Annotated in this window: 24 protein-coding genes; 14 read left to right on the top strand and 10 right to left on the bottom strand. The window is 70.4% G+C overall.

All coding sequences use genetic code 11. The features are described from left to right. The first annotated feature begins 13 nt into the window (after positions 1 to 13). The 4 genes from ACLJQM_RS08750 (at position 14) to ACLJQM_RS08735 (ending at position 5,136) form a co-directional block, all read left to right on the top strand. The gene (locus ACLJQM_RS08750) at positions 14 to 1,081 is read left to right on the top strand and encodes a ricin-type beta-trefoil lectin domain protein (RefSeq protein ID WP_410630692.1); all 1,068 of its coding nucleotides are present in this window, start codon (positions 14 to 16) and stop codon (positions 1,079 to 1,081) included. Beyond that, positions 1,078 to 2,931 (top strand): ricin-type beta-trefoil lectin domain protein, encoded by a 1,854-nt coding sequence (locus tag ACLJQM_RS08745; RefSeq protein WP_410630691.1) that lies wholly within the window; start codon positions 1,078 to 1,080, stop codon positions 2,929 to 2,931. Before ACLJQM_RS08750 ends, ACLJQM_RS08745 begins: the two co-directional genes overlap by 4 nt. Next, complete coding sequence (locus ACLJQM_RS08740) at positions 2,928 to 4,289, top strand: ricin-type beta-trefoil lectin domain protein (RefSeq protein ID WP_410630690.1); 1,362 nt, start codon at positions 2,928 to 2,930, stop codon at positions 4,287 to 4,289. The genes ACLJQM_RS08745 and ACLJQM_RS08740 overlap by 4 nt, the downstream gene beginning before the upstream one ends. Before the next feature lie 190 nt (positions 4,290 to 4,479). Next, entirely contained in the window at positions 4,480 to 5,136 is a 657-nt protein-coding gene (locus ACLJQM_RS08735) for a DNA alkylation repair protein (RefSeq protein ID WP_410630689.1), read from the top strand. Here the strand turns inward: ACLJQM_RS08735 and ACLJQM_RS08730 are convergent, their stop codons facing one another. Then, positions 5,137 to 5,859, bottom strand: coding sequence for a GntR family transcriptional regulator (locus ACLJQM_RS08730; protein WP_360784598.1), 723 nt, complete (start codon positions 5,857 to 5,859; stop codon positions 5,137 to 5,139). It lies immediately after the preceding gene. 115 nt (positions 5,860 to 5,974) lie between these two features. Here ACLJQM_RS08730 and ACLJQM_RS08725 point away from each other — a divergent pair, with 115 nt between their 5' ends. From ACLJQM_RS08725 to ACLJQM_RS08705, 5 genes are read left to right on the top strand one after another with little or no spacing between them, the layout of a single operon-like run. Further along, positions 5,975 to 7,219, top strand: coding sequence for an MFS transporter (locus ACLJQM_RS08725; protein WP_360784595.1), 1,245 nt, complete (start codon positions 5,975 to 5,977; stop codon positions 7,217 to 7,219). Positions 7,220 to 7,229: 10 nt separating this feature from the next. Continuing rightward, positions 7,230 to 8,024, top strand: coding sequence for a putative hydro-lyase (locus ACLJQM_RS08720; protein ID WP_410630688.1), 795 nt, complete (start codon positions 7,230 to 7,232; stop codon positions 8,022 to 8,024). A 1-nt stretch (position 8,025) separates the two neighbouring features. Continuing rightward, entirely contained in the window at positions 8,026 to 8,775 is a 750-nt protein-coding gene (locus ACLJQM_RS08715) for a LamB/YcsF family protein (RefSeq protein WP_410630687.1), read from the top strand. After that, complete coding sequence (locus tag ACLJQM_RS08710) at positions 8,772 to 9,383, top strand: 5-oxoprolinase subunit B family protein (RefSeq protein WP_410630686.1); 612 nt, start codon at positions 8,772 to 8,774, stop codon at positions 9,381 to 9,383. Before ACLJQM_RS08715 ends, ACLJQM_RS08710 begins: the two co-directional genes overlap by 4 nt. Beyond that, positions 9,380 to 10,216 carry a biotin-dependent carboxyltransferase family protein gene (locus tag ACLJQM_RS08705; RefSeq protein WP_410630685.1) on the top strand — a complete coding sequence of 279 codons (837 nt, stop codon included), beginning with the start codon at positions 9,380 to 9,382 and terminating at the stop codon, positions 10,214 to 10,216. Before ACLJQM_RS08710 ends, ACLJQM_RS08705 begins: the two co-directional genes overlap by 4 nt. Before the next feature lie 24 nt (positions 10,217 to 10,240). Here the strand turns inward: ACLJQM_RS08705 and ACLJQM_RS08700 are convergent, their stop codons facing one another. Beyond that, on the bottom strand, positions 10,241 to 10,411 hold the full coding sequence (locus ACLJQM_RS08700) for a hypothetical protein (RefSeq protein WP_410630684.1): 171 nt from the start codon (positions 10,409 to 10,411) through the stop codon (positions 10,241 to 10,243). Positions 10,412 to 10,645: 234 nt separating this feature from the next. On the opposite strand from ACLJQM_RS08700, the gene ACLJQM_RS08695 reads away from it, so the two are divergent. Then, entirely contained in the window at positions 10,646 to 11,227 is a 582-nt protein-coding gene (locus tag ACLJQM_RS08695; protein WP_410630682.1) for an ArsR/SmtB family transcription factor, read from the top strand. A 26-nt stretch (positions 11,228 to 11,253) separates the two neighbouring features. On the opposite strand, the gene ACLJQM_RS08690 is transcribed toward ACLJQM_RS08695, so the two are convergent. From ACLJQM_RS08690 to ACLJQM_RS08660, 7 genes are all read right to left on the bottom strand, one after another. After that, positions 11,254 to 12,234 (bottom strand): hypothetical protein, encoded by a 981-nt coding sequence (locus ACLJQM_RS08690; protein WP_410630680.1) that lies wholly within the window; start codon positions 12,232 to 12,234, stop codon positions 11,254 to 11,256. Between the two features lie 796 nt (positions 12,235 to 13,030). Then, positions 13,031 to 13,651 (bottom strand): alpha-ketoglutarate-dependent dioxygenase AlkB family protein, encoded by a 621-nt coding sequence (locus tag ACLJQM_RS08685; protein ID WP_360779772.1) that lies wholly within the window; start codon positions 13,649 to 13,651, stop codon positions 13,031 to 13,033. 249 nt (positions 13,652 to 13,900) lie between these two features. Further along, positions 13,901 to 14,959, bottom strand: coding sequence for an alcohol dehydrogenase catalytic domain-containing protein (locus ACLJQM_RS08680; protein WP_410630679.1), 1,059 nt, complete (start codon positions 14,957 to 14,959; stop codon positions 13,901 to 13,903). 33 nt (positions 14,960 to 14,992) lie between these two features. Further along, on the bottom strand, positions 14,993 to 15,337 hold the full coding sequence (locus tag ACLJQM_RS08675; protein WP_247018059.1) for a transcriptional regulator: 345 nt from the start codon (positions 15,335 to 15,337) through the stop codon (positions 14,993 to 14,995). A gap of 72 nt (positions 15,338 to 15,409) precedes the next feature. Then, a complete protein-coding gene (locus ACLJQM_RS08670) occupies positions 15,410 to 16,228 on the bottom strand; it encodes an LLM class flavin-dependent oxidoreductase (RefSeq protein ID WP_360779778.1) in 819 nt (272 codons plus the stop codon). A 325-nt stretch (positions 16,229 to 16,553) separates the two neighbouring features. Then, on the bottom strand, positions 16,554 to 17,237 hold the full coding sequence (locus ACLJQM_RS08665) for a metal-dependent transcriptional regulator (protein ID WP_247018054.1): 684 nt from the start codon (positions 17,235 to 17,237) through the stop codon (positions 16,554 to 16,556). A gap of 40 nt (positions 17,238 to 17,277) precedes the next feature. Continuing rightward, complete coding sequence (locus tag ACLJQM_RS08660) at positions 17,278 to 17,718, bottom strand: GNAT family N-acetyltransferase (protein ID WP_247018052.1); 441 nt, start codon at positions 17,716 to 17,718, stop codon at positions 17,278 to 17,280. A 55-nt stretch (positions 17,719 to 17,773) separates the two neighbouring features. Here ACLJQM_RS08660 and ACLJQM_RS08655 point away from each other — a divergent pair, with 55 nt between their 5' ends. Further along, the gene (locus ACLJQM_RS08655; protein ID WP_360779783.1) at positions 17,774 to 18,094 is read left to right on the top strand and encodes a hypothetical protein; all 321 of its coding nucleotides are present in this window, start codon (positions 17,774 to 17,776) and stop codon (positions 18,092 to 18,094) included. A 4-nt stretch (positions 18,095 to 18,098) separates the two neighbouring features. Here ACLJQM_RS08655 and ACLJQM_RS08650 read toward each other — a convergent pair whose 3' ends face one another. Beyond that, on the bottom strand, positions 18,099 to 19,682 hold the full coding sequence (locus ACLJQM_RS08650) for an amidohydrolase (RefSeq protein ID WP_410630678.1): 1,584 nt from the start codon (positions 19,680 to 19,682) through the stop codon (positions 18,099 to 18,101). Positions 19,683 to 19,783: 101 nt separating this feature from the next. Here ACLJQM_RS08650 and ACLJQM_RS08645 point away from each other — a divergent pair, with 101 nt between their 5' ends. The 3 genes from ACLJQM_RS08645 to ACLJQM_RS08635 are packed head-to-tail and all read left to right on the top strand — an operon-like array spanning position 19,784 to position 22,700. Beyond that, the gene (locus tag ACLJQM_RS08645) at positions 19,784 to 20,521 is read left to right on the top strand and encodes an enoyl-CoA hydratase/isomerase family protein (RefSeq protein WP_360779789.1); all 738 of its coding nucleotides are present in this window, start codon (positions 19,784 to 19,786) and stop codon (positions 20,519 to 20,521) included. Then, positions 20,518 to 22,068 carry an ATP-dependent acyl-CoA ligase gene (locus ACLJQM_RS08640; protein ID WP_360779792.1) on the top strand — a complete coding sequence of 517 codons (1,551 nt, stop codon included), beginning with the start codon at positions 20,518 to 20,520 and terminating at the stop codon, positions 22,066 to 22,068. Before ACLJQM_RS08645 ends, ACLJQM_RS08640 begins: the two co-directional genes overlap by 4 nt. Continuing rightward, positions 22,065 to 22,700, top strand: coding sequence for a TetR/AcrR family transcriptional regulator (locus ACLJQM_RS08635; protein ID WP_410630812.1), 636 nt, complete (start codon positions 22,065 to 22,067; stop codon positions 22,698 to 22,700). Before ACLJQM_RS08640 ends, ACLJQM_RS08635 begins: the two co-directional genes overlap by 4 nt. Positions 22,701 to 22,727: the final 27 nt, after the last annotated feature.

The raw sequence follows: 22,727 nt of genomic DNA, 5'->3' as shown, positions 1-22,727 counted from the left end.
TAAGGAGAAACCAGTGCGGCGAATCCTCGTCGCGCTAATGGGGTGTGCCCTGTTAGCGCTTTCCTTCCTCACGTCCGGCCCCGCCCAAGCGGCGGTCGAAGCGGGTCCGTCGGCGAGCCAGCTGCTCGCCAAAACCCAGAACTGCCAGCAGATCTCCAACGGCAAGTATTCCTTCGACGAAGGCGGCGCGGCCACCGTTCCCGTCTGCCAGACCGCCGGCGCCGTGTTCTTCACCGCCGACATGGACGTCGACTGCGACGGCGTCCGCACCACGCAGTGCAATGAGAACACCGACTGCTGCTTCTACCCCGACACCGCGTTCCACACCTCGACCGACCAGCCGCTCAACGCGGCGCAACTGCCCTACATCGTCCTCCCGCAGCCGACGTCCACATGGGACTACCGCAACTACGGGATCGACGGCGGTTCGGTCGTGGCGGTGATCTACAACAACCAAGTCACCTACGCGGTCGTCGGCGACACCGGCCCGACGAGCATCATCGGTGAGGCGTCCTACGCCACCGCCGTCAGCCTCGGCATCAACCCCGACCCGAAGAACGGCGGCACCGAAGGCCCGGTGACCTACGTCGTGTTCCCGAACACGCACGTCGACCCGATCGAGAACCACGCGAACGCGGTCAGCCTCGGCGAGCAGGTCGCCACGCAGTTCGTCGGCGGCACCACGCCCCCGCCCGCCGGGACGGCCGGGCCGATCAAGGGCATCGGCGGCAAGTGCGCCGACGTCGCGGGTGCGAACAACGCCAACGGAACCGCCGTCCAGCTCTACGACTGCAACGGCTCGGGCGCTCAACAGTGGACGGTCGGCACCGACGGAACCGTGAAAGCACTCGGCAAGTGCCTCGACGTCACCAGCGCGGGCACCGCGAACGGCACCCCGACCCAGCTGTGGGACTGCAACGGAAGCAACGCGCAAAAGTGGTCGGCCAACGCGGCGAAGAACCTCGTCAACACCGGCTCCGGCAAGTGCCTCGACGCCACCGGGAACTCGAGCGCCAACGGGACCCGGCTCCAGATCTGGACCTGCGGGTCCGGCGCGAACCAGAAGTGGACGCTCCCATGAGGAAACTGCTCACCCTGCTCGGCGTGACCGCGCTCGCCGCGGCCACCTTCGCCGCGCCCGCGCAAGCCGCGGGCGAAACCGTCAACATCTGGCTCACCACGACCAGCGACTCCGGTGGCCGGACGGTCACCCGCGGCCTCCAGCAGCAGACGCCGATCTCGTTCGCCGCGGGCACCGGCACCGGTGGCGTGACCATCAACGTCAACGAAGGCACCACCTACCAACAGTTCGAGGGCGGCGGAGCGTCCTTCACGGACACCGCGGCCTGGCTGATGAACTCCAGCGGCGCGCTTTCCCCAGCCACCCGCGACGACACGATGCGCAAGCTGTTCGACCCGAACAACGGCATCGGGCTGAGCTTCATCCGCAACCCGCTCGGCGCGTCCGACCTGGCCCGCTACAGCTACACCTTCGACGACGTGCCGGCCGGGCAGACCGACCCGAACCTGACGCACTTCTCGATCGCCCACGACCAGGCCGACGTGCTGCCGCTGACCAAGCAGGCCAAGCAGCTCAACCCGCAGGCCAAGGTGATGGCGTCGCCGTGGAGCGCGCCGCCGTGGATGAAGGACAACGACAGCTACCTGCTCGGCTGGGTCGAATCGCAGTACTACCCGGCCTACGCGCAGTACTTCGTCAAGTACCTCCAGGCCTACCAGGCCGCGGGCGTGCCGATCGACTACGTCTCGATGCAAAACGAGCCGACGTGCTGCGCGAGCTACCCGTCGACCAACTGGAACGGCGCCGGGCTCGCGTACTTCGCGAAGAACAACCTGCTGCCGGCCCTGCAGGGTGCCGGACTGTCCACAAAGGTCCTCGCGCTCGACTGGAACTGGGACACCTACGCCTCCTACGGCGCCCCGACCCTGGACGACGCGGCGATCCGCACCCACCCGAACTTCGGGGGCGTGGCCTGGCACGGCTACGGCGGGAACATCGCGCAGCAGACGACCACGCACAACCAGTACCCGAACGTCAACGCCTACTCGACCGAGCACTCCGGTGGCACCTGGATCTCGAACCAGCAGGCCGAAGACATGAACAACATCGTGGACTACACCCGGAACTGGTCGAAGAGCGTGACCAAGTGGAGCCTCGCCGTCGACCAGAACATGGGGCCGCACAACGGCGGCTGCGGCACCTGCACCGGCCTGATCACCGTCCACAACGGAGACTCGCGCAGCGGGCAGGTCGACTACACCGTCGAGTACTACACGATGGGTCACCTGACGAAGTTCGTGAAGCCGGGCGCGTACCGGATCGACTCGAACGACAACTCGACCGTCCGCAACGTCGCCTGGAAGAACCCGGACGGCTCGAAGGCGCTGATCGCGTACAACTCGGGCACCGGCGCCCAGAGCGTGCGGGTGAACTGGGGCAACTCGTCGTTCACCTACTCCCTGCCCGGTCACACCTCGGCGACGTTCACGTGGAACGGCAACCAGGGCAACGGCGGCGGCACCGGCGGGACCGGCCCGATCACTGGCATCGGCGGGAAGTGCGTCGACGTCGCCGGGGCGAGCAGCGCCAACGGCACCGCGGTCCAGCTCTACGACTGCAACGGCTCGACGGCCCAGCAGTGGACCGCCGGCACCGACGGCACGATCCGCGCGCTCGGCAAGTGCCTCGACGTCACCGGACAGTCCACAGCGGACGGTGCCCAGCTGCAGCTCTGGGACTGCGGTGGGACGGCCAACCAGAGATGGGCGGCCACCGCGGCCAAGGACCTCGTCGGCTCCGCGTCGAACAAGTGCGTCGACGCCACCGGCAACTCCAGCGCCAACGGCACCCGGCTGCAGATCTGGACCTGCACCGGTGCCGCCAACCAGAAGTGGAACGTGCCCGCATGAAGAAAACAGCAGTACTCGGCGCCCTGATCGCCGCGTCGGCGCTGGTGCTCGCCCCCGGTGTCGCGCAGGCGGCGACCGGGCCGATCACCGGCATCGCCGGCAAGTGCGTCGACGTCAACGCGGCGAGCACCGCCGACGGCACGGCGATCCAGCTCTACGACTGCAACGGCTCCGGCGCCCAACAGTGGACGGTCGGCTCCGACGGATCCCTGCAGGCGCTGGGCAAGTGCCTCGACGTGACGAGCGCCGGCACCGCGAACGGCACGACCATCCAGCTCTGGGACTGCAACGGCTCGAGTGCCCAGAAGTGGACGGCCAACGCGGCGAAGAACCTCGTCAACACCGGCTCGGGCAAGTGCCTCGACGCCACCGGGAACAGTTCCGCCAACGGCACCCGGCTGCAGATCTGGACGTGCGCGAGCACGGCCAACCAGCAGTGGACGCTCCCGTCCGGCGGCACCACCCCGCCGCCGACCGGGCCGGGCGCGATGGCCGTCGCGCCGTACCTCTACAACGGCTGGGGCGACCCGCCCAACCCCTCCACGATCATGAACGCCACCGGCGTCAAGTGGTTCACGATGGCGTTCATCCTGTCCAACGGCTACTGCAACCCGCAGTGGGACGGCGGCCGCGCGCTCGCCGGCGGCGTCGACCAGAGCACGATCAACACCATCCGCGCGGGCGGCGGCGACATCATCCCGTCGTTCGGCGGCTACTCCGGCAACAAGCTGGAGTCGTCGTGCGGCAGCGCCGGTGAACTGGCGGCCGGCTACCAGAAGGTGATCAACGCCTACGGCCTCAAGGCGATCGACATCGACATCGAGGCCGACGCGTACAGCAACCCGGCGGTGCAGCAGCGCACGGTCGACGCGCTGAAGACGGTCCGGGCGAACAACCCGGGCATCAAGCTGTACGTCACCTTCGGCACCGGCCAGTCCGGCCCGGACAACAGCCTGGTGAACCGGGCCGCACAGGCCGGGCTCACCGTCGACGGCTGGGTCATCATGCCGTTCGACTTCGGCGGCGCCGGCCAGAACATGGGCACGCTGACCCAGCGGGCGGCCGAGGGCCTCAAGAACGTCGTCAAGGGTGCGTACGGCTACGACGACGACACCGCCTACCGGCACATGGGCATCTCGTCGATGAACGGCATCACCGACAACAGCGAGACGGTCACCCTGAACGATTTCACCACCATCTTGGGCTACGCGAACGCGCACCACCTGGCCCGGTTGACGTTCTGGTCGGCCAACCGCGACCGCCCCTGCCCGGGCGCCTACCCGAACAACGACACCTGTTCGGGTGTTTCCCAGCAGGCGTGGGACTTCACGAGGATCTTCGCCCGCTACGCCGGCTGACGCCGGGGAAGGTGAGGGCTGCCGGGCCGCGGCACTGGGGAGGCGGCGACCCGGCAGCGTGGTCCGCCTGCCGCTGGGGGTCTCCGGCGGCGGAACCGCACCGAGGTTATCCAGCCGGAATCGCACGCGGCCGGTGCTCGGCCCGTCCGGACGCCAAGCGTGCCCGAACGCGCACCGTAAACTGGCGGCCGTGGCGGAGACGACTGTGGACGAAGTGCTGGCCGAGCTGGCTGCTCTCGACGAGCCCAAGGCCCGTGCGGTCAACGAAAAGCACGGCGACGACCACGGCGTCAACCTGAGCAAGCTGCGCGCCGTCGCCAAACGGCTGAAGACGCAGCAAGACCTCGCGCGTGAACTGTGGGCGACGGATGACACCGCGGCCAAGCTGCTCGCGATGCTGATCTGCCGCCCGAAGGCCTTCGAGCGCGCCGAGCTCGACGCCATGCTCCGGACCGCGCGCACGCCGAAGGTGCACGACTGGCTCGTCAACTACGTCGTCAAGAAGAGCCCGCACGCCGAAGAACTGCGCGAGGCCTGGTTCGCCGACCCGGATCCGGTGGTCGCGAGCGCCGGCTGGGCGTTGACGACCGCTCGCGTACCCGCGATGACCGAGGGCCTCGCCGAACTCCTCGACGTCATCGAGAAAGACATGAAGGACGCTCCGGACCGCCTGCAGTGGGCGATGAACCACTGCCTGGCCCAGATCGGCATCGAACACGCGGACCTGCGCGCGCGGGCGATCGACATCGGCGAGCGCCTGGAAGTCCTCAAGGACTACCCGACGCCGCCGAACTGCACGTCCCCGTTCGCGCCCGTCTGGATCGCCGAGATCGTGCGACGGCGCTAGCTACTCCGCCGCGCTCGCCGCGCGGGCGGCGTCCGCGCGATCGGCGTACGCCTCGACCAGCTGCTCCTCCGCGTCCGCGAGGTACTTCATCAGCAGCTGCTCCGCGCCCGGCCCGTCGCCCGCCTCGATGCGGTCGAGGATCTCGTGGTTGCGCGGCAGGTAGCGCTCGTGGAAGCGGCGCGGCTCGGCCATGATGTGGAAGACCAGCCGCAGCTCGGCGGTCAGCCTGCCGACCAGCTCGTTGACGCGCTCGCTGCCGGACAGCGCGGCCAGCTCCTGGTGGAACCACACGTTCGCGGTGCCGAGGTCCTTCCAGTTGCCGGAGCGGGCGGCCTCGTCGCCGATGTCGACCTTCTCCTTGATCCGCGCGAAGGACGCCGGCTTGGCCGTCACCCCGCGGACCGCCGCGCACTCGATGATCTTGCGGACGCGGTAGATGTCGACGACGTCCTCGATGCTCGGGATGCGGACGAAGACCCCGCGGTTGAGCTCGTGGGCCAGCAGCCGCTCGTGCGTGAGCAGCCGGAACGCCTCGCGCAGCGTGTTGCGCGAGACGCCGAGCGCGTTGCCGATGTCCTGCTCCGAGAGCCGCCCGCCGGGCAGGAAGAAGCCCTCCGCGATGCGCTTGCGGAGGACGCCGGCGACCCGTTCGGCCGTGCTCTTGCGGCTGACCAGGCCGCGGTCGGCCGCCAGGCCCGGCAACCCGCTGTCTTCGATGACCACGCTCCGAGGGTACCCGTCACACAGGGGACGATCCAATTGCAGTCTTGTGGAATTGTTGAACAATCCCTACCGTGTGAGGCACGCCACGATGAGAGACACTGGCCAGGAGGTGCCCATGACCGCGACCACTGCAACCGAGGCCCGGCCGTTCGACTGGTTCCGCACGCTCGGCAAACGCGGACGGCGCGCCTTCGTCGGCGCGTTCGGCGGCTACGGCCTGGACTCGTTCGACTACCAGACGCTGCCGCTCGGCCTGGCCGCCATCACGGTCTACTTCGGCATTTCGAGCGGCGAAGCCGGCCTGCTGGGCACGACGACGCTGGTCGTGTCGGCCGTCGGCGGCGTCGGCGCGGGCATGCTCGCCGACCGCATCGGCCGCGTCCGCACGCTCCAGATCACCATCGCGATGTACACGATCTTCACGGTGCTCTGCGGGTTCGCGCCGAACTTCGAGACGCTGCTGATCTTCCGCGCCCTGCAGGGCCTGGGCTTCGGCGGCGAGTGGGCGGCCGGCGCCGCGCTGGTCGCGGAGTACTCGCAGGCCAAGTACCGCGGCCGGACCGTGGCGTTCGTGCAGAGCGCGTGGGCGGTCGGCTGGGGCCTGTCGGTGGTCGTCTACACCGTGGTGTTCACCGTCGCGAGCGACGACGTGGCCTGGCGGATCATGTTCTGGACCGGCGTCATCCCGGCGCTGCTCGTGCTGTGGGTCCGCAAGAGCGTCAAGGACGCCCCGCGCGCGGAGGAACGCCTCAAGGCCGAACGCCCGAAGGGCACACTGCTCCGGATCTTCAAGGGCGACCTCCTGCGCACGACGTTCTTCGCCGCGCTGCTGGCCACCGGCGTCCAGGGCGGCTACTACACGATCTCGACGTGGCTGCCGTCGTACCTGAAGAAGACGCGCGAACTGACCGTGATCGGCACCGGCGGCTACCTCGCGTTCCTCATCACCGGCGCGTTCGTCGGGTACGTCTGCGGCGGCTATCTCACGGACCTGCTGGGGCGCAAGAAAACCTTCCTGACCTTCGCGCTGCTCTCGGCCGCGCTGATCGTCGCGTACACGCAGATCCCCAGGGGCGCCAACGGACTCGTGCTCGTCCTCGGCTTCCCGCTCGGCTTCTCGATGTCCGCGATCTTCAGCGGCTTCGGCGCCTACCTCGCCGAGCTCTACCCGACGGCGCTGCGCGGGACAGGCCAGGGCTTCACCTACAACTTCGGCCGCGCGGTCGGGGCGATCTTCCCGACCGTCGTGGGCTTCCTCGGCGCCGGCGGAGCGATCGTCTTCGGCGCGTTCGGCTACGGCATCGCGGTGCTCGCGCTGCTCGGCCTCCCGGAAACCCGGGGCATCGAACTCGTCGATTGAGGGGGAACTCATGACGACCTTCGACCAGCCGGCCACGTTCACGCCGGCGCAGGCGCGCGCGGTCTTCCGCCGCGGCACCGCCCGCCCCACCACGGGCTGGGCCAACGGCTTCACCCAGACGAACCTGATCGCCGTCCCCGAAGACTGGGCGTACGACGTCCTGCTCTTCTGCACCCGCAACCCGCAGCCGTGCCCGCTGCTCGACGTCACCGACGCCGGCGACCCGGGCACCCGGCTCGCCGAGGGCGCGGACCTGCGCACCGACCTGCCGCGCTACCGGATCTGGCAGAACGGCGTGCTGGCCGGCGAGGTGGCGGACGCGACCGGGCTGTGGCGCAGCGACATGGTCGCCTTCTCGATCGGCTGCAGCTTCACGTTCGAGACGGCGCTGGCCGCCGGGGGCGTCCCGCTGCGGCACGTCGAGCAGGGCCGCAACGTCGCGATGTACGTGACGAACCGGCAGTGCGAGCCCGCCGGGCGGCTGTTCGGGCCGATGGTCGTGTCGATGCGGCAGATCCCGGAGGACCGGGTCGACGACGCCATCCGGATCACCCGGGCGATGCCCGCCGTGCACGGCGCCCCCGTGCACATCGGCGACCCGCTGGCGCTGGGGATCGAGGACCTCTCGCGGCCGGACTTCGGCGATCCGGTGGACGCGCACGCGAGCGACGTCCCGGTGTTCTGGGCCTGCGGCGTCACCCCGCAGGCGGCGCTGATGGCGTCGCGGCCTCCCTTTGCGATCACCCACGCGCCGGGGTACATGTTCATCACCGACCGCCACGACAGCGAATACCGGGTGGGCTGAAATGGACCTGAACAGCGACCTCGGCGAGGGCTTCGGCGCCTGGAAGATGGGCGACGACGAAGCCATGCTCGACATCGTGACCAGCGCGAACATCGCGTGCGGCTTCCACGCGGGCGACCCGTCGGTGATGCGGCGGGTGTGCGACCTGGCGGCCGAGCGCGGCGTCGCGATCGGCGCGCACGTCGGGTACCGCGACCTGGCGGGGTTCGGCAGGCGCGCGCTCGACATCGCGCCGGACGACTTGGCCGACGAGGTGCTCTACCAGATCGGCGCGCTCGACGCGTTCGCGCGCGCGGCCGGCAGCGCCGTGACGTACGTGAAGCCGCACGGCGCGCTGTACAACACCGCGGCGGTGGACGCCGAGCAGGCCGCGGCGATCGTCGACGGCCTGCGCCGGTACGACCCCGCGCTCGCGCTGCTCTGCCTGCCGAACTCGGAAATGCAGCGGCAGGCGGAGATCGCGGGCGTGGTGGCGTACGCGGAGGCGTTCGCGGACCGGGCGTACACCGCCGACGGCAAGCTGGTCTCGCGCAAGCGGCCGGGCGCGGTCCTGCACGACCCCGGCGTCGTCGCCGAGCGCGCGGTCGGCATGGCGACCGGCGGCGTCGTGACCGAGGACGGCACCAAGCTCGACGTGCGCCCGGATTCCCTGTGCGTGCACGGGGACACGCCGGGCGCGGTGGAGCTGGCCCGCCGGATCGAGGCGGCGCTGACCGACGCCGGCGTCCAGCTCGGCGCGTTCACCGGATGACCGTCCGGTTGCTGCCGTGCGGGCGGCGCGCGGTGCTGGTCGAGACCGGCGACGTGCTCGGTTACCAGGCGGCGTTGGCCGAACTGGCCCCGGACGGCGTCGAGGAGCTGGTCCCGGCGGCGCGGACGCTGCTGGTCCGCTTCGACCCGGCGGTGACCGACGCCGGCCGGCTGGGCGCGGTGCTGCGCGAAGTGTCCCCTGTGGACAGTGCGACGGCCGACGCGGGCGAGGTGGTGATCCCGGTGGTGTACGACGGCGAAGACCTGGCCGAGGTCGCCGCGGAAACGGGGCTGGGCGTCGGTGCGCTGATCGCCCGCCACAGCGGCGGCTCGTACGTTTCGGCGTTCTGCGGGTTCGCGCCGGGTTTCGCGTACCTGTCCGGCTCGGACCCGGTGCTGCACGTGTCCCGCCGGTCCTCGCCGCGCACCCGGATCCCCCCGGGTTCGGTGGCGATCGCGGGCGAGTACAGCGCGATCTACCCGAGCGCGTCCCCCGGCGGCTGGCGGCTGCTGGGCCGCACGGACGTGCCGGTCTGGGACGTCGAGCGCGACCAGCCGAACCTGCTGCCGCCGGGCACCCGCGTCCGGTTCACGGCGGTGCCGTCGTGAAGCTGGAAGTCGTGCGGCCGGGCTTCTCGACGACGGTGCAGGACCTCGGCCGCCCCGGGCACGCGGCACTGGGCGTCGGCCGGTCCGGCGCGGCCGACCGCGCGTCGTTCCGGCTGGCCAACCGGCTCGTCGGGAACCCCGGTGGAGCGGCCGCGCTGGAGGTGACGCTGGGCGGGCTGGTGCTGCGCGCTTCGGCCGTCACGACGGTCGCGGTGACCGGAGCCGCTTGCCCGCTGTCGAAGGGCGGCTTGAACTCGCCGATCACGTTGTGGCCGGGCGGAGAACTCGCGCTGGGCACGGCTTCTTCGGGCCTGCGCTGCTACGTCGCGGTGCGCGGCGGCATCGACGTGCCGCCGGTGCTGGGCTCGCGGGCGACGGACACGCTGGGAAAGCTGGGCCCGCCGCCGCTCGCCGCGGGCATGCTGCTGCCGATCGGCCCGGCGCCGCGGGAGTTCCCCGTCGTGGACCTCGCGCCCCGGGCGTCGTTGCCGGAAACGCCGGTGTTGCGGGTGACGCCGGGACCGCGTCGCGACTGGTTCGCCGCCCCGGACGACCTGCTGTCCACTGTGTACACGGTCTCGCCCGATTCGGACCGCGTCGGCATCCGGTTCACCGGCGCACCGCTCGCCCGGGCGCGCCACGACGAGCTGCCGTCCGAGGCGTGCGTCCCGGGCTCGCTACAGGTCCCGCCGTCCGGCCGCCCGATCCTGTTCCACGCCGACCACCCGACGACCGGCGGCTACCCGGTGATCGCCGTCGTCGAGGAGGCCGACCTCGACCTCGCGGCCCAGCTGCGGCCGGGCCAGACCGTGCGCTTCCGTCCCGCGTCGTGAGTGTTTAGGGCGGTTCTAACCGCCCTAGACACTCACGACCACCAGCCAGGTGATGTTGGTGAGGGCGATCGCGAGCCACAGCGGCCACACGCGGCGGGCCCGGTGGACGTCGCCCCGCTCGGCAAGGTAAGCGTCGAGGGCTTCCGCGACCTGGTCGTCGATCTCGTCGCGCAGCCGCGGGCTCAGCTCAGACATGGGCGGGCACCGCCGGCCGTGACGACGTCGAACCAGGCGTCGGTGAGCAGCAGCGTCGCCGTACCGATCGCGGCGAACGGTCCGCGGATCGCCGCGGCCGAGCAGCCAGGCCGTAGCCAGCAGGCACAACCCCGCCGCCCAGAACAGCTTCTTCATCGTGACCCCCGATCTCCCGATCCAAGGTAGCCGATTGCAGAGATTTTTTGCAAACAGTCTCTGTAGTACGCTCCGGCCATGGTCCAACGTCCCGAGAAGCGCGTGCTCACCGGCGCGGATCTCAAGGCCTTCTACAAGGCTCTCGCGAACCCGGTGCGCCGCGACATCCTGTCCTACCTGGGCAAACACGGCGAAGCGAACTCGACGAGCGTCGCCAAAGCCCTCGGCGAAAGCACCGGGACGACGAGCTACCACCTGCGCAAACTCGCCGACCTCGACCTGATCGCGGAGATCGAGGACCGCGGCGACGGCCGCGAGCGCTGGTGGAAGTCGCTGGCGAAGGACATCTACACCCCGCCGGGCCTCGAGATGACGCCGGACGAGCGCGAGGCCGCGATGAAGCTGGGCACGCTGAAGCTGAGCCACGACCTGGGCCTGGTCACGCGCGCGTACGCCGGCTACGACAGCGCGGACGGCTGGAACCAGATCCACCGCTCAGGGCTGACCCTGACGAAGGAGCAGGCCGCCTCGTTCGTCGAGGAGTACCAGAACCTGGTCTGGAAGTACGTCAGCGAGCCGGGGCAGCACCCGGAGGGTTCGCGCGCCCTCGCCGTCCGGCTCATCGTCGTGCCGGAGGAAGAAGAGTTCACGGAGGACTAGAACTGTCGTTCGAGACCCGAATCAGCTCAATGCGAGTGAACCCCCGCAGCTTCACTCGAGTCCCACCTGACCCCATAGGCGAATCCGGGCGCAAGGTGTCGAAACTGAACGTGCACTTCGCCGGCGTCGTCGGCAGTCAGCTCTGTGCCGCGCGGGAACCGGTCGCGCGCGTCGTTTTGAAACGCCTTCTGCAGCATCACGATCCGCTCGGGCACCTGATCCCCGAACCGGACGTGCAAGTCGAACAACTCGCAGGGATGCCGCGGGACGCACACATAGTGCGGCTCCCGCAAACGCGCTCGGAACCGCAGTGCTATATCGTGCCGCTGCCCGCGCCGCAAGGGCGCCGGCAACCGCAATGCGAGGCCAACGCGGTCGCTCGACTCCATCTCGCGCCTGGTGAGTACACCGCCGTGGAACACGTCGACCTCAAGATCTGCAACACTCACCGATGATCCGGAATCGGCAGCCGTGGTGAGCGTCAGCGCGAGATCGAGTTCGCTGATTCCGTCGGCATCCGCGACCACCCGGCGAATTTCGAACACCTCCGCCACGGGCTGATCCAGCGCCAGTGATACTCGTAGTTCTTCGGTGTGCCAACTGCGGCTCGGGTAGGGCGATGACGACTGCGGCCGGCCCGCTGCCACCGCCATCGCCGCGATCTGCTCGATGCCGTCGTCGATGCGCCGCCGGACGGTGCGCTCGTCGCGGTCCAACGTGATCGCCGCCCAGCGCACCCGCTCCTGGTAGAATGGCTTCCGCGCGGCTTCGTCCAGCGCGAACGCGCCCAGCAGCGCGACCTTCAGATCTTCCGGCAACGTCTCGACAAGCGGGCGCAAGCGATTCGCGAGCTTACGCCGGATCTCCACGGTGTCGTCATCTTCCAAAATCCCGCACACGCTACGCAACGCCGACCCGACCCGATCGCCGAGCGGTGTGGTGAAGATCGCCCTCCCCTTGCGGAGAACCTTCAGCTCACCGACCACGTCCGCCGCACTCAGGTCCACTGTTCCTCCTCGGCACACTTACGAGAGCCTGAACAGTGAACTGGCCGCACGGAAGCTGGCCTCACCGAGACCCTCCGCCAGACTGACGCAAGATCGCTTCCGCGCGGCCATGGTCAAACAATCCGGCGAAGCCGGACCTCGGCAAGCCGAGGTCCGATCCGGCTCGCGAGCGCACAGATGGCACCAGACGCGGCCAGCGCCGCACCGAGCGTGTAGCCACGAGTGATCAAGAACCCGATGAAGGTCTGGATTGCGATAACGATGACGATCGTTCGCAACGACAGACCGCCCAACCCCGAAGGGGAGGGATCCGGGACACAAGGCTCTCGCCTGTGAAGTGCTGACATTGGACGCGATCCTTTCTGTTCTGCGGTCCAGGCGTCGTCCGGGAGGTGCGGCTGGAGTTGCAGCTCCAACCACGCGGACATGACGATTCTCACTCACCGCGAACACAAAGGGAAGCGTCGCTACAGAGGGTAGCGAGTCTGTGACAGATTCGAGGGGGTCGCCGGCTGCAACCGGAGACCCCCTCCGCGAGGCCGCCTGGACCATCAGACAGATCGCATGGTTAAGAGTCAGACACGAAGGACGCTGTTCGCAGCTGTCGGCTGGTTATTGACCAGCTCTTGTCTATGTTTTGTCCAGTTTCTGCACCTTCGACTTCAGGGCAGTCTACCCGCGCTGAAGGCAGCGCTCATAGAACCGAGACCATCGGAAAAGCCTACGCCTACAACATGTTGCGATCGAGTGCCTCAGCACTCCCAACTTTCCGAAGGAGACTTGAGTCCATAGAGGACTAGAGCCCGGACACCCGCAGCGTGATGTTCAGCCGCCCGGTCAGGCCGAGCGCCGGGTCGGCCGTGCCGGGCAGCGTCTTCGGGACGCCGTGGTACGCGAGCCGGGACGGGCCGCCGAACACGAAGACGTCGCCCGAGCGGAGTTCGACGTCGGTGTACGGCTTGCCGCGCGTCTCGGTGTTGCCGAAGCGGAACACGCACGCGTCGCCGAGGCTGAACGAGACCACCGGCGCCAGGCTGCGCTCGTCCTTGTCCTGGTGCAGCCCCATCTTCGCGGCGGCGTCGTAGAAGTTGACCAGCGCGACGTCCGGCTCGTACGCCTGCTCACCGGTCGCGGCCGCCAGCGCGCGGCGGCCGAGGTCGCCCAGCCAGTCCGGGAACGGCAGCACCGGCTCGCCCTCGCCGGTGGTGCGCGAGTAGCCGTACGGGTACCAGTGCCAGCCGAGGCAGACGGACTTCACCGACATCAGGCCGCCGTTCGGCAGGCGGGTGTGGCGGTAGCCGGACCAGCCGCGGCAGGCCGCGACGAACTCGCGCTGCTCGTCGAAACCGAGCCAGTCGGGCAGGTGCACCGCGCCGGGCGCGATCTCGGCGCGCGGGCGCGGCAGGAGGGCGTCCATCACCTCGATTGTGCCGGAAGCTCCCGTCGCGCACGTTCGGTGATCATCGAGGGCACGAGGTGGTGACCGCGGAACGTGACGTCCGCGGTGGTGAGCTGCCGCAGGAGCCGTCCCAACGGACCAACGGGACGCTCCTGCGGCCGAATCCCCTCGCCCTGGGCCACCATGGAAAAGACGTTCCCACACCTGAATGTCACAACGCCAGCGTGGATCAGCTACGAACGGGTCACTTGACCAGGGCGCCGCGGATCAGTCACCGAACGTCACGACCGTGACGCCCGCTCGCGCCGGCACGGGGTCGTTCATCCCGGCCAGCGCGGCCGGGACGTCGTCGAGCCCGATCCGGCGCCCGATCAGCGCGGTGAGGTCGATCCCGGCCGTCTCGACGACCCGCAGCAGCTCCGGGTACTCGTGGGCCTGGAGCCCGTGGATGCCGACCAGCTCCAGCTCGCCGCCGATGACCCGGTGCATCGGGATCGGCGCGACGCCCTGCGACGGCGGCATCAGGCCGGCCTGGACGTGGCGCCCGCGCTTGCGGAGGCTGCCGACGGACGCGGCGCAGGTCGAGGGCGACCCGAGGCAGTCGAGCGAGACGTGCGTGCCGCCGCCGGTCAGCTCGCGCACGTGCGCCGCGACGGCTTCCGGGCCGTCGAACGCCGACGCGTCGACGGTCAGCACCGCACCCGACTTCGCGGCGAGCTCAAGCGCCGCCGGCGAGACGTCGACGGCGACCACCTCGGCGCCCGCGGCGACCGCCAGCAGGACGGCGGAGATCCCGACGCCGCCGCAGCCGTACACCGAAACCCACTGCCCGGCGGTGACCCGGCCCTGCCGCAGCACCGCGCGGAACGCCGTGCCGAACCGGCAGCCGAGGGCGGCGGCTTCGGCGGCGCCCATCGAGTCCGGCAGCGCCACCAGGTTCGTCTCGGCGTGCTCGATGGCGACGCGCTCGGCGAAGGAACCCCAGTGCGTCGCGCCGGGCTGGAACTCGCGGTCGCAGATCTGCTGGTCGCCGCGCGCGCACTGGGCGCAGGTCCCGCACGCGCAGACGAACGGTACGGTGACGCGCGCGCCGAGGGCCCACCCGCGCACGCCTTCGCCGAGCGCGACGACCCGGCCGGCGAGCTCGTGCCCGGCCACGTGCGGCAGCGTCACGGCGGTGTCGTGACCCTGCCAGGTGTGCCAGTCGCTGCGGCACACGCCGGTCGCGTCGACCTCGATCACGGCACCACCCGGCGGCGCCACCGGCTCCGGCACGTCCCGCACGACGGGCGGAGCGCAGAACTCTTCGATCACGACAGCTCGCATGGCCGCGAGCCTACGTGTTTCCCTTGCGGTCGCTCAGTTGAGCGGCGGCGGCTGCGCGTGGAACCGCGTTCTCCCCCGCGGTGGCCCGAGGAGCCTGCTGAGCGAGCCGTCCGGCACGTTCAGGATGTCCTCGAGATTCCGCAAGGCCTCCAAGGATTCCGCGCGTTCCGGGCGGCACCGCCCGGACTGCCAGTGGCTGAGGGTGGCCAGGCTGACCACGGTTCCCCTGCCACGCAAGCGATAGCGGATCCGATCGAGCCCGAGCCCACGGGCCCGGATCGCCGCTCGCAAGGCCACATCGAACGGGCCCGCGGCGAGCAGCTGGCTCAGCTCTGCCTGTTCCCCCCGGTCGATCGTGCGTGTTCGCTGACCGGTCATCACAACGCTCCGAAGCACTCCCGAATACGAACATTGGAGCGTAGGCTCAGGTCCGCAAGATCGGAAGACCACTCACCCACCTGCCGTGCGCGCCTCCGCGGCGATGGGGGCGAACGGTTCCGCGTAGCCGGAGTTGATCGTGACGTAGGAAATCCCCCACCGCTCCCGCCACCGGAGAAGCTTTTCCGTTGCCAGGCGAGGGTCTTCGGGCAGTACGGTGACGGCATCGGCCGCGACGAGTTCGGGCACGTCCACCCCGGCCCACCGCGCGATCCCCGGCGACGGCTCGTCACCGACGGCCATCAGGTTCAGCCCCAGCTCGATGTCCGGCAGCCGGGACCCGGCGAGCGCACGGAATCGATCCACAATGGACCCGGCTTCGGCTTCGGTCGTTTTCGGCGCCCAGGTGAAGGTGACGGTGTCGGCTTCTTGCGCGGCGAGCGCGAGCATTTTCGGCCCCCCGCCGGCAAGTACCAACGGCGGCCGGTCGGCGGTCCGCTTGAGGTACGCGATGGTTTCCGCCATCCGTGTGACGCGCTCACCCGCTGAGGGGAATTCCCGCCCGAGGCTCTGGGTTTGCTCTTCGGCGCCGGGCCGCCCGACACCGAGCCCGAGTTCGAAGCGACCGCCGGTCTGCCGGTGGAGCGTCTGCGCCTGCCAGCCGAGAGCCCGCGCGTCCCGGAAGGGATCGGCGAGGACGAAGGTGCCGAGCCTCAGCCGCGTGGTGACCGCGGCGGCGGCACCGAGGAGGACGAAGGGATCGGAGGTCCCGACGGGATCGGTGGCGAGGAGGGTGTCGTACCCGAGCTCTTCGACCCGCCGCGCCTGGGCGGTCCAGGCGGTGAGGTCGGGCGCGAAGCCGGCGACGATACCGAAGCGGAAGGGTTTCATGCGGCCCATGGTCGTGGGTGGGGGTGGGTCACCACATCCGCTTCAGGACGTCACCCGCGCGTACGCGCTTCGACGTCATAACGCATTGGTCACGAACCGGCGCCTTGCTCGCCGCCGCGCCCGCCACCGGTCTGACTGTTGTCTTCACACCGCTGGCACCTCGGTCAACGGCTCAGCGCCGGCTCCCAGGTCACCCTCGTGAAACGTTCGCCGACGTGCCGAGCGCGGACCGCTACGGCGTGCACGTCGGGAACAGCAACCGCGGCACCCTGTGGAAGGACGCCGACGAAGCCGAGCGCGCGGGATTCCAGCTCTCGATCGGGAGCTAGCGCAGCGTGACCGACAACGCCTGCGCGATCTCCTTGCCGATCGCGTGCGTAGCCGCATCCGGAGGCGAACCCACCTTCACCACCATCGGGCCGCCGAACGGCTGCCGCTCCACCACCTCGATGCGTTCGCCCAGGTTGATCGCGTGTTCCGTCAGGTACCTCAGCAGTTCCGGGTCCGTGTCCCACACCCGGACGATCTCGCCGACCGCGCCCGGCTCGAGGTCGTCCAGGATCCGGACCGACAGCTCCTCCACGCTCCCGTCGGGCGCCGGGATCGGGTCGCCGTGGGGGTCGCGCACCGGGTTGCCGAGCTTCGCCGCGATGCGCTCCACCAGCCGGTCGGACACCGCGTGCTCCAGCGCGTCCGCCTCCGCGTGGACCTCGTCCCACGTGTAGCCGAGCTCCGAGACCAGGTACGTCTCGATCAGCCGGTGCCGGCGCAGCACCGAGCGCGCCAGGAGCCTGCCGTCGGCGGTCAGCTCGATGCCGCGGTACGGCACGTGCGTGACCAGGCCGAGCTGGGACAGCTTCGTGACCATCCCCGACGCCGAGGACGGGCTGACCTCCAGCCGGCCGGCGAGTGACGTGTTGGTGACCGCCTCACCCCGCTCGACCAGGCCGTAGATCACCCGGACGTAGTCCTCGACCGACGAGGACCTCCGGACCGAACCATCTCCCATGCCGCATACTTTACGGTGCGGCGTTCTTTCTCGTGAAAGTTCACGGCCGCCAGCGGTAGCGGATCCAGCCGGGGACCGGCTCGGCGCCCAGCTGGGCGTAGAACGCCTGCCCCTTTTCGTTGCCCTCCTGCATGTCCCACTCGACGCGGCCGGTCGTGCGGTTGCGCAGTTCGTCCAGCAGCTCGCCGCCGAGGCCGTGGCGGCGGTGGGCCGGGCGGACGAACAGGTCGTCCAGCCAAATGCCCGGCCGGGCCTCCCACGTCGAGAAGTTCCAGCTGCAGAAGGCGAAGCCGGCGACGGTCCCGGGCTCGCCGGGCGGGGTCGCGAGCAGCACCCACGCCTTCGGGTCCGGCCCGAACAGGTGCCCGCTCATCTCGGCGCGGTCGAGCTTCAGGTCGTGGTTGTCCTCGTAGACGGCGTGCTCCTCGATGAGCGCGCAGATTTCCTCGATGTCTTCGAAGACGGCGTCGCGGACGGGCATCTCGCCTCCCGTTTCTGTCGGTGGTGGTCGTTACTGTCGGGCTCGGAGGTGGTCGATGTCACCAGAAGGCAGGTTCGAGGATCTGGTCGACGAGTTCACCGGACGCCCGGGCATCACGCCACCGGGCGCGACCGGCGGGTTCGGGCGCACGGCGCTGCGCACCCACGGGCGGATCTTCGCGATGTTCGTCCGCGGGCAGCTGGTGCTGAAGCTGCCCGAGGCCAGGGTGGACGAGCTGGTCGAGGGCGGCCACGGCGTGCGGTTCGACGCGAACAAGGGCACGCCGATGAAGGAGTGGCTGGCGCTGGGCGCGGCGTCACCACAGCCGTGGTCCGCGCTGGCGGAAGAAGCACTCGAGTTCGTGGGAAGGAAGTGAGTCATCACGCTTGATAACGCAGTTCGCCGCCGACGGCGGTGCCCCGCACGCTGAGCCCGTCCAAAGCGGACTCCGCCAGCGGCGATCCGGACAGCACGGCGAAGTCGGCGAGCTTCCCGGGCTCGAGCGTGCCCAGGTCACGCTCGGCGAAGGTCGCGTAGGCCGAGCCGTACGTGTACGCGCGCAACGCCTGCTCCGGCGTCAACGCCTCTTCGGGCGCGAAGGGGACGCCTGACGCCGTGCGCCGCCGAACCATGTCGGCGAGCGCGAGCAACGGCGCGCCGTTCACGACCGGCCGGTCCGAGGACGCGGGGAGCACGCAGCCGGCGTCGAGCACGCTGCGCAGCCGGTAGCACCACGGCACGCGGGACTCGCCGAGCGCGGCGCGCATGCCGTCGCCGAGCTCGTTGACGAACCGTCCCTGTGGGGAGGCGAGCAGCCCGAGCGAGGCGAGCCGGGTCAGCTCCGCGGGCTGAAGCACCGCGCAGTGCTCGATGCGGTGCCGGTGGTCCGTGCGCGGCGAAGCGGCCAACGCGGCTTCGTAGGCGTCGAGGACGACGGTGATCGCGCGGTCGCCGATCGCGTGCGTCGCGATCTGCCAGCCCGCCTCGTGGGCGCGGCGGATCGTGCGGGCGAGCTCGTCCTCGGGCACCTGGAAGTAGCCGACGTTGTCCGGCTCGCCGTCGAACGGGTCGTGCATCGCGCAGGTGCGCCCGACCAGGGAGCCGTCGGCGAACAACTTCATCGGGCCGACGCGCAGCCACTCGTCGCCGAGGCCGGTGCGCAGGCCGAGGTCGAGGCCGAAGCCGGCGTCGTCGGGCAGGTCGTGCAGCACGCTCGCGGCGACCATCACCGTGCTGCGCACGCGCAGCACGCCGGAGTCGCGCGCCTGCTGGTAGGCGGCCAGCTCGGCGGGTGTCTCGCCGACCAGGCCGCCGCCGATCCCGGCTTCCTGGACGCTGGTGATGCCCTCGGCCAGGTACTGCTCGGACGCCCGGGCGAGCCCGCGCACGACCTGCGCGACCGGCGTCGGGTACGTCAGCGGCCGCAGGAGCAGCTGGGCCTGCTCGCGCAGCAGGCCGGTCGGCGAGCCGTCGGCGTGCACGACGTCGCCGCCGACCGGGACGTGCGCGAGGTCGAGCTGGTCGAGCACGGCCGAGTTGACCACGGTCATGTGCCCGGACGTGTGCTTGAGCCGCACGAGCATCCCGGGCGCGGCGCGGTCGAGGCCGTGCCGGTCGGGGTGCCCGCCGGCGAGCTTGTTCTGGTCGTACCCGCTGCCGACCACCCAGCTCCCGGCCGGCAGCGTCGCGGCGCGCGCGGCGACGGCGTCGTAGACCTCGTCGACGCTGCGGCAGCCGCCGAGCGGGACGTCGTCGAGGCCCATCCCGAACCACGCCATGTGGTTGTGGGCATCGTGGAAGCCGGGCACGACGAACCCGCCGCCGAGGTCGACCCGCGAACGCGCCGACAGCGAAACGGCGTCGTCGCCGAGGGCGACAACCCGGCCGTGCAGCACGGCGAGTGCGCTGGTGACGCCCGCGCCCGTCCACACCGTGGCGTTTTCGAAGACCGTGTCGACCCGCATACTCCGCCTTCCTCCCCACCGCCGCCCTCAACCGAGGCGCTTCGCGCCGCCGTGCCATTCAAAGCTATCGATCGATCGATCGAACGTCTAGCATCGCCCTCATGCCCACCGTGGACTTCGCCGTCGAGGACGGCATCGCGCAGATCCGGCTGAACCGGCCCGAGCGGCTCAACGCGGTCGCCGCCGTCCTGGTCGACGACTTCCTCGCCGCCCTCGACGCGGCCGCCCGCAGCGACGCCCGCGTCGTCGTGCTGTCCGGGAACGGGCGCGCGTTCTGTGCGGGCCACGACCTCAAGGAACCCACCCCCGCGGGTGACTCACGGACGCGGCTGGACCGGCTCCAGGACGTCACGCGGCGGCTGCGAGGGCTGCGCCAGCCGGTGATCGCGGCGGTGCACGGCTACGCGATCGGCGCCGGCGCGGAGTTCGCGCTGGGCTGCGACCTGATCCTGGCCGCCGAGGACGCCGTGTTCGCGTTTCCCGAGGTCTCGCTGGGCCTGAGCGTCACCGGCGCGGCGTCGCGGCTGCTGCCGCTGCTCGTCGGCCCGCTCAAGGCGAAGGAGCTCCTGCTGCTCGGCGAGCGCTTCGACGGCCGCAAGGCCGCGGAGCTGGGCATGGTCAACGCCGCCGTGCCCGCCGAGCAGCTCCAGGCCGAGGCGCTGAGCTGGGCGAAGCGGATCGCCGAGCACCCGCCGGCGGCCGCGGCCATGGCGAAGCGCGTCCTCGACGCGAGCACGGACATCGAGCCGGCGCTCGAACTCGAGGTCAGCCACGCGCTCATCACCGAAACCTCGGCCGCGGTCGCCGCGTCCACGGAGGCCTTCCGGAGCCGGACGTGACGCCGCTCGCCGAGCTCGGCACGCTGGCCCAGCTCGTCACGCGCGCCGCCGCGCTGTGGCCGGAGCGCACGGCGTGGGTGTTCGACGAGCACGACCGGCGCTTCACCTTCGCCGACGTCGACCGCGAAAGCTCGCGGATCGCCGCGGCACTGGCCGAACGCGGGATCGGCCCGGGCGACCGGGTCGCCGTGATGCTGCGCAACCAGCCGGAGTTCCCGCTGCTCTGGCTGGCGCTGGCGAAGATCGGCGCGCTGCTGGTGCCGGTCAACACGAACTACCAGGAGTTCGACGGCGCCCACGTCCTCCGCCATTCCGGCGCGAAGCTGGCCATCGCCGCGCCGGAGTTCACCGGCCTCCTCAACCGGATCGGCCTCACCGAGGTCATCACCCCAGCCGCACTTTCACGTGAAAGTGCGCACCTGGGGCCCGCACTTTCACGTGAAAGTGCGGCCTTCACCCCCGTGCCCGAACTGCCGGTGAACATCCAGTACACCTCGGGCACCACCGGTGCGCCCAAGGGCTGCGTCCTGCCGAACCGCTACTGGACGACGCTCGCCGTCGGCCTGGCCACCGACTTCCCCGCCGTCGGCGAAGACGACGTGCTCCTGACCGCGCAGCCGTTCCACTACATCGATCCACAGTGGAACGTCGCCCTCGGGCTGGCCGGCGGCGCCACGCTCGTCGTGCTGGACCGGTTCCACCCCAGCACGTTCTGGGCGAAGGTCCGCGAGCACGGCGTCACCTGGTTCTACTGCCTCGGCCTGATGCCGACGCTGCTGCTGCGCCAGGAACCGTCGGCCGCCGATCGCGACCACCGCGTCCGCGCGATCTGCGCGTCGGCGATCCCGCGGGAGCTGCACGCCGAACTGGAGGCGCGCTGGGGCGTGCCGTGGTACGAGGCGTTCGGGATGACCGAAACCGGCGGCGACATCCGGATGACCGCCGCCGACCACGACGAGACCGTCGGCACCGGCTGCATCGGGCGGCCGAGCCGCGACCGCGAGGTGATGGTCGCCGGGGACGACGGGAAGCCGTTGCCGCGCGGCGAAACCGGACAGCTGCTGATCCGCGGCATCGGGCTGATGCACGGCTACCACGACGATCCCGCAGCGACGGCGAAAGCGTTCGAGAACGGCTGGTTCCACACCGGCGACCTCGCGCGGCTGGACGACGCCGGCCGCGTCTACTACGTCGGCCGCACCAAGGACATGATCCGCCGCAGCGGCGAAAACGTCTCCGCGGACGAGGTCGAGCGCGCGCTGCTGCTGCACCCCTCGATCAAGCTGGCGGCCGTCGTCGCGGTGCCCGATGAACTGCGCGGCGAGGAGATCAAGGCGTACGTCGTGTGCGACGGCGAACGGCCCGAACCGGCCGCGCTGGCCGAGTTCTGCGCGGGAAAGCTCGCCTACTTCAAGGTTCCGCGGTTCTGGGCGTTCGCCGACGCGCTGCCGATGACGCCGTCCGAGCGGGTCGCCAAGGGCGAGCTGCGGAAGGTGGCCGACCCGCGCGCCGGGTCGTGGGACGCGAAGGCGGGAACATGGCTGTGAGCAGCCGGGAGCGCGTCCGCGCGGCGGCGGTGAAGCTGTTCGCCACCAAGGGCTTCCACGGCACCGGCATCCGGGATCTGGCGCAGGAGGCGGAACTCTCGTCGGCGAGCCTGTACCACTACATGGGCACCAAAGAGGATCTCCTCGCCGAGATCATGCACACCGCGCTGAACCGCTTGCTGGACGCGGCCCGCGAAGCTACGGCGGGCGGCGGCGATCCCGTGCACCGGCTGCGCACGCTGGTCGCGCTGCACGTGCTCGCGCACGCGGTCGGCCCGGCGGAAACCCGCGTGGTGGACAACGAAGTCGACGTCCTGTCCCCGGCCGCGCGCGAGCCGGTGGTGGCGTTGCGGGACGCGTACGAACGCCTGTGGGCGGCGGCGATCGACGAAGGCGTCGCGGCGGGGGTGTTCCACACCGAACACCCGGCAGTGACGCGGCTCGCACTGCTGGAGATGTGCAGTGGCGTGGCCCGCTGGTACTCCCCGCGCGGCCCGCTGGCGCTGGACCAGCTCGCGGAGCACTACGCGGAGCTGGTGTCGAGGGCGCTGGGCTGCCCGTCCGCGCCGGGCCGGACCGACTTCCGGCGGTGCCGGGAAATCGTCGCGAAAGAGTGGGGGGTGTCCGTTTAGCGGCGCTTTTACCTGTGTACGCCTTGC

The sequence above is a fragment of the Amycolatopsis sp. cmx-4-83 genome (assembly GCF_046548815.1).
Classification (GTDB): Bacteria; Actinomycetota; Actinomycetes; order Mycobacteriales; family Pseudonocardiaceae; genus Amycolatopsis; species Amycolatopsis pretoriensis_A.
The sequence above is the reverse complement of the archived record's forward strand: the minus strand, read 5'-3'. Positions and strand labels throughout refer to the sequence as shown.

Bases quoted from the DNA above. Each gene is read 5' to 3' on its own strand.
- ACLJQM_RS08645 (WP_360779789.1), top strand. From the start codon at position 19,784: ATGCCCACCGTGGACTTCGCCGTCGAGGACGGCATCGCGCAGATCCGG.
- ACLJQM_RS08685 (WP_360779772.1), bottom strand. From the start codon at position 13,651: ATGGACGCCCTCCTGCCGCGCCCGCGCGCCGAGATCGCGCCCGGCGCG.
- ACLJQM_RS08655 (WP_360779783.1), top strand. From the start codon at position 17,774: ATGTCACCAGAAGGCAGGTTCGAGGATCTGGTCGACGAGTTCACCGGA.
- ACLJQM_RS08665 (WP_247018054.1), bottom strand. From the start codon at position 17,237: ATGGGAGATGGTTCGGTCCGGAGGTCCTCGTCGGTCGAGGACTACGTC.
- ACLJQM_RS08715 (WP_410630687.1), top strand. From the start codon at position 8,026: ATGGACCTGAACAGCGACCTCGGCGAGGGCTTCGGCGCCTGGAAGATG.
- ACLJQM_RS08720 (WP_410630688.1), top strand. From the start codon at position 7,230: ATGACGACCTTCGACCAGCCGGCCACGTTCACGCCGGCGCAGGCGCGC.
- ACLJQM_RS08695 (WP_410630682.1), top strand. From the start codon at position 10,646: ATGGTCCAACGTCCCGAGAAGCGCGTGCTCACCGGCGCGGATCTCAAG.
- ACLJQM_RS08725 (WP_360784595.1), top strand. From the start codon at position 5,975: ATGACCGCGACCACTGCAACCGAGGCCCGGCCGTTCGACTGGTTCCGC.
- ACLJQM_RS08660 (WP_247018052.1), bottom strand. From the start codon at position 17,718: ATGCCCGTCCGCGACGCCGTCTTCGAAGACATCGAGGAAATCTGCGCG.
- ACLJQM_RS08680 (WP_410630679.1), bottom strand. From the start codon at position 14,959: ATGCGAGCTGTCGTGATCGAAGAGTTCTGCGCTCCGCCCGTCGTGCGG.
- ACLJQM_RS08710 (WP_410630686.1), top strand. From the start codon at position 8,772: ATGACCGTCCGGTTGCTGCCGTGCGGGCGGCGCGCGGTGCTGGTCGAG.
- ACLJQM_RS08740 (WP_410630690.1), top strand. From the start codon at position 2,928: ATGAAGAAAACAGCAGTACTCGGCGCCCTGATCGCCGCGTCGGCGCTG.
- ACLJQM_RS08745 (WP_410630691.1), top strand. From the start codon at position 1,078: ATGAGGAAACTGCTCACCCTGCTCGGCGTGACCGCGCTCGCCGCGGCC.
- ACLJQM_RS08700 (WP_410630684.1), bottom strand. From the start codon at position 10,411: ATGTCTGAGCTGAGCCCGCGGCTGCGCGACGAGATCGACGACCAGGTC.
- ACLJQM_RS08670 (WP_360779778.1), bottom strand. From the start codon at position 16,228: ATGAAACCCTTCCGCTTCGGTATCGTCGCCGGCTTCGCGCCCGACCTC.
- ACLJQM_RS08675 (WP_247018059.1), bottom strand. From the start codon at position 15,337: ATGACCGGTCAGCGAACACGCACGATCGACCGGGGGGAACAGGCAGAG.
- ACLJQM_RS08650 (WP_410630678.1), bottom strand. From the start codon at position 19,682: ATGCGGGTCGACACGGTCTTCGAAAACGCCACGGTGTGGACGGGCGCG.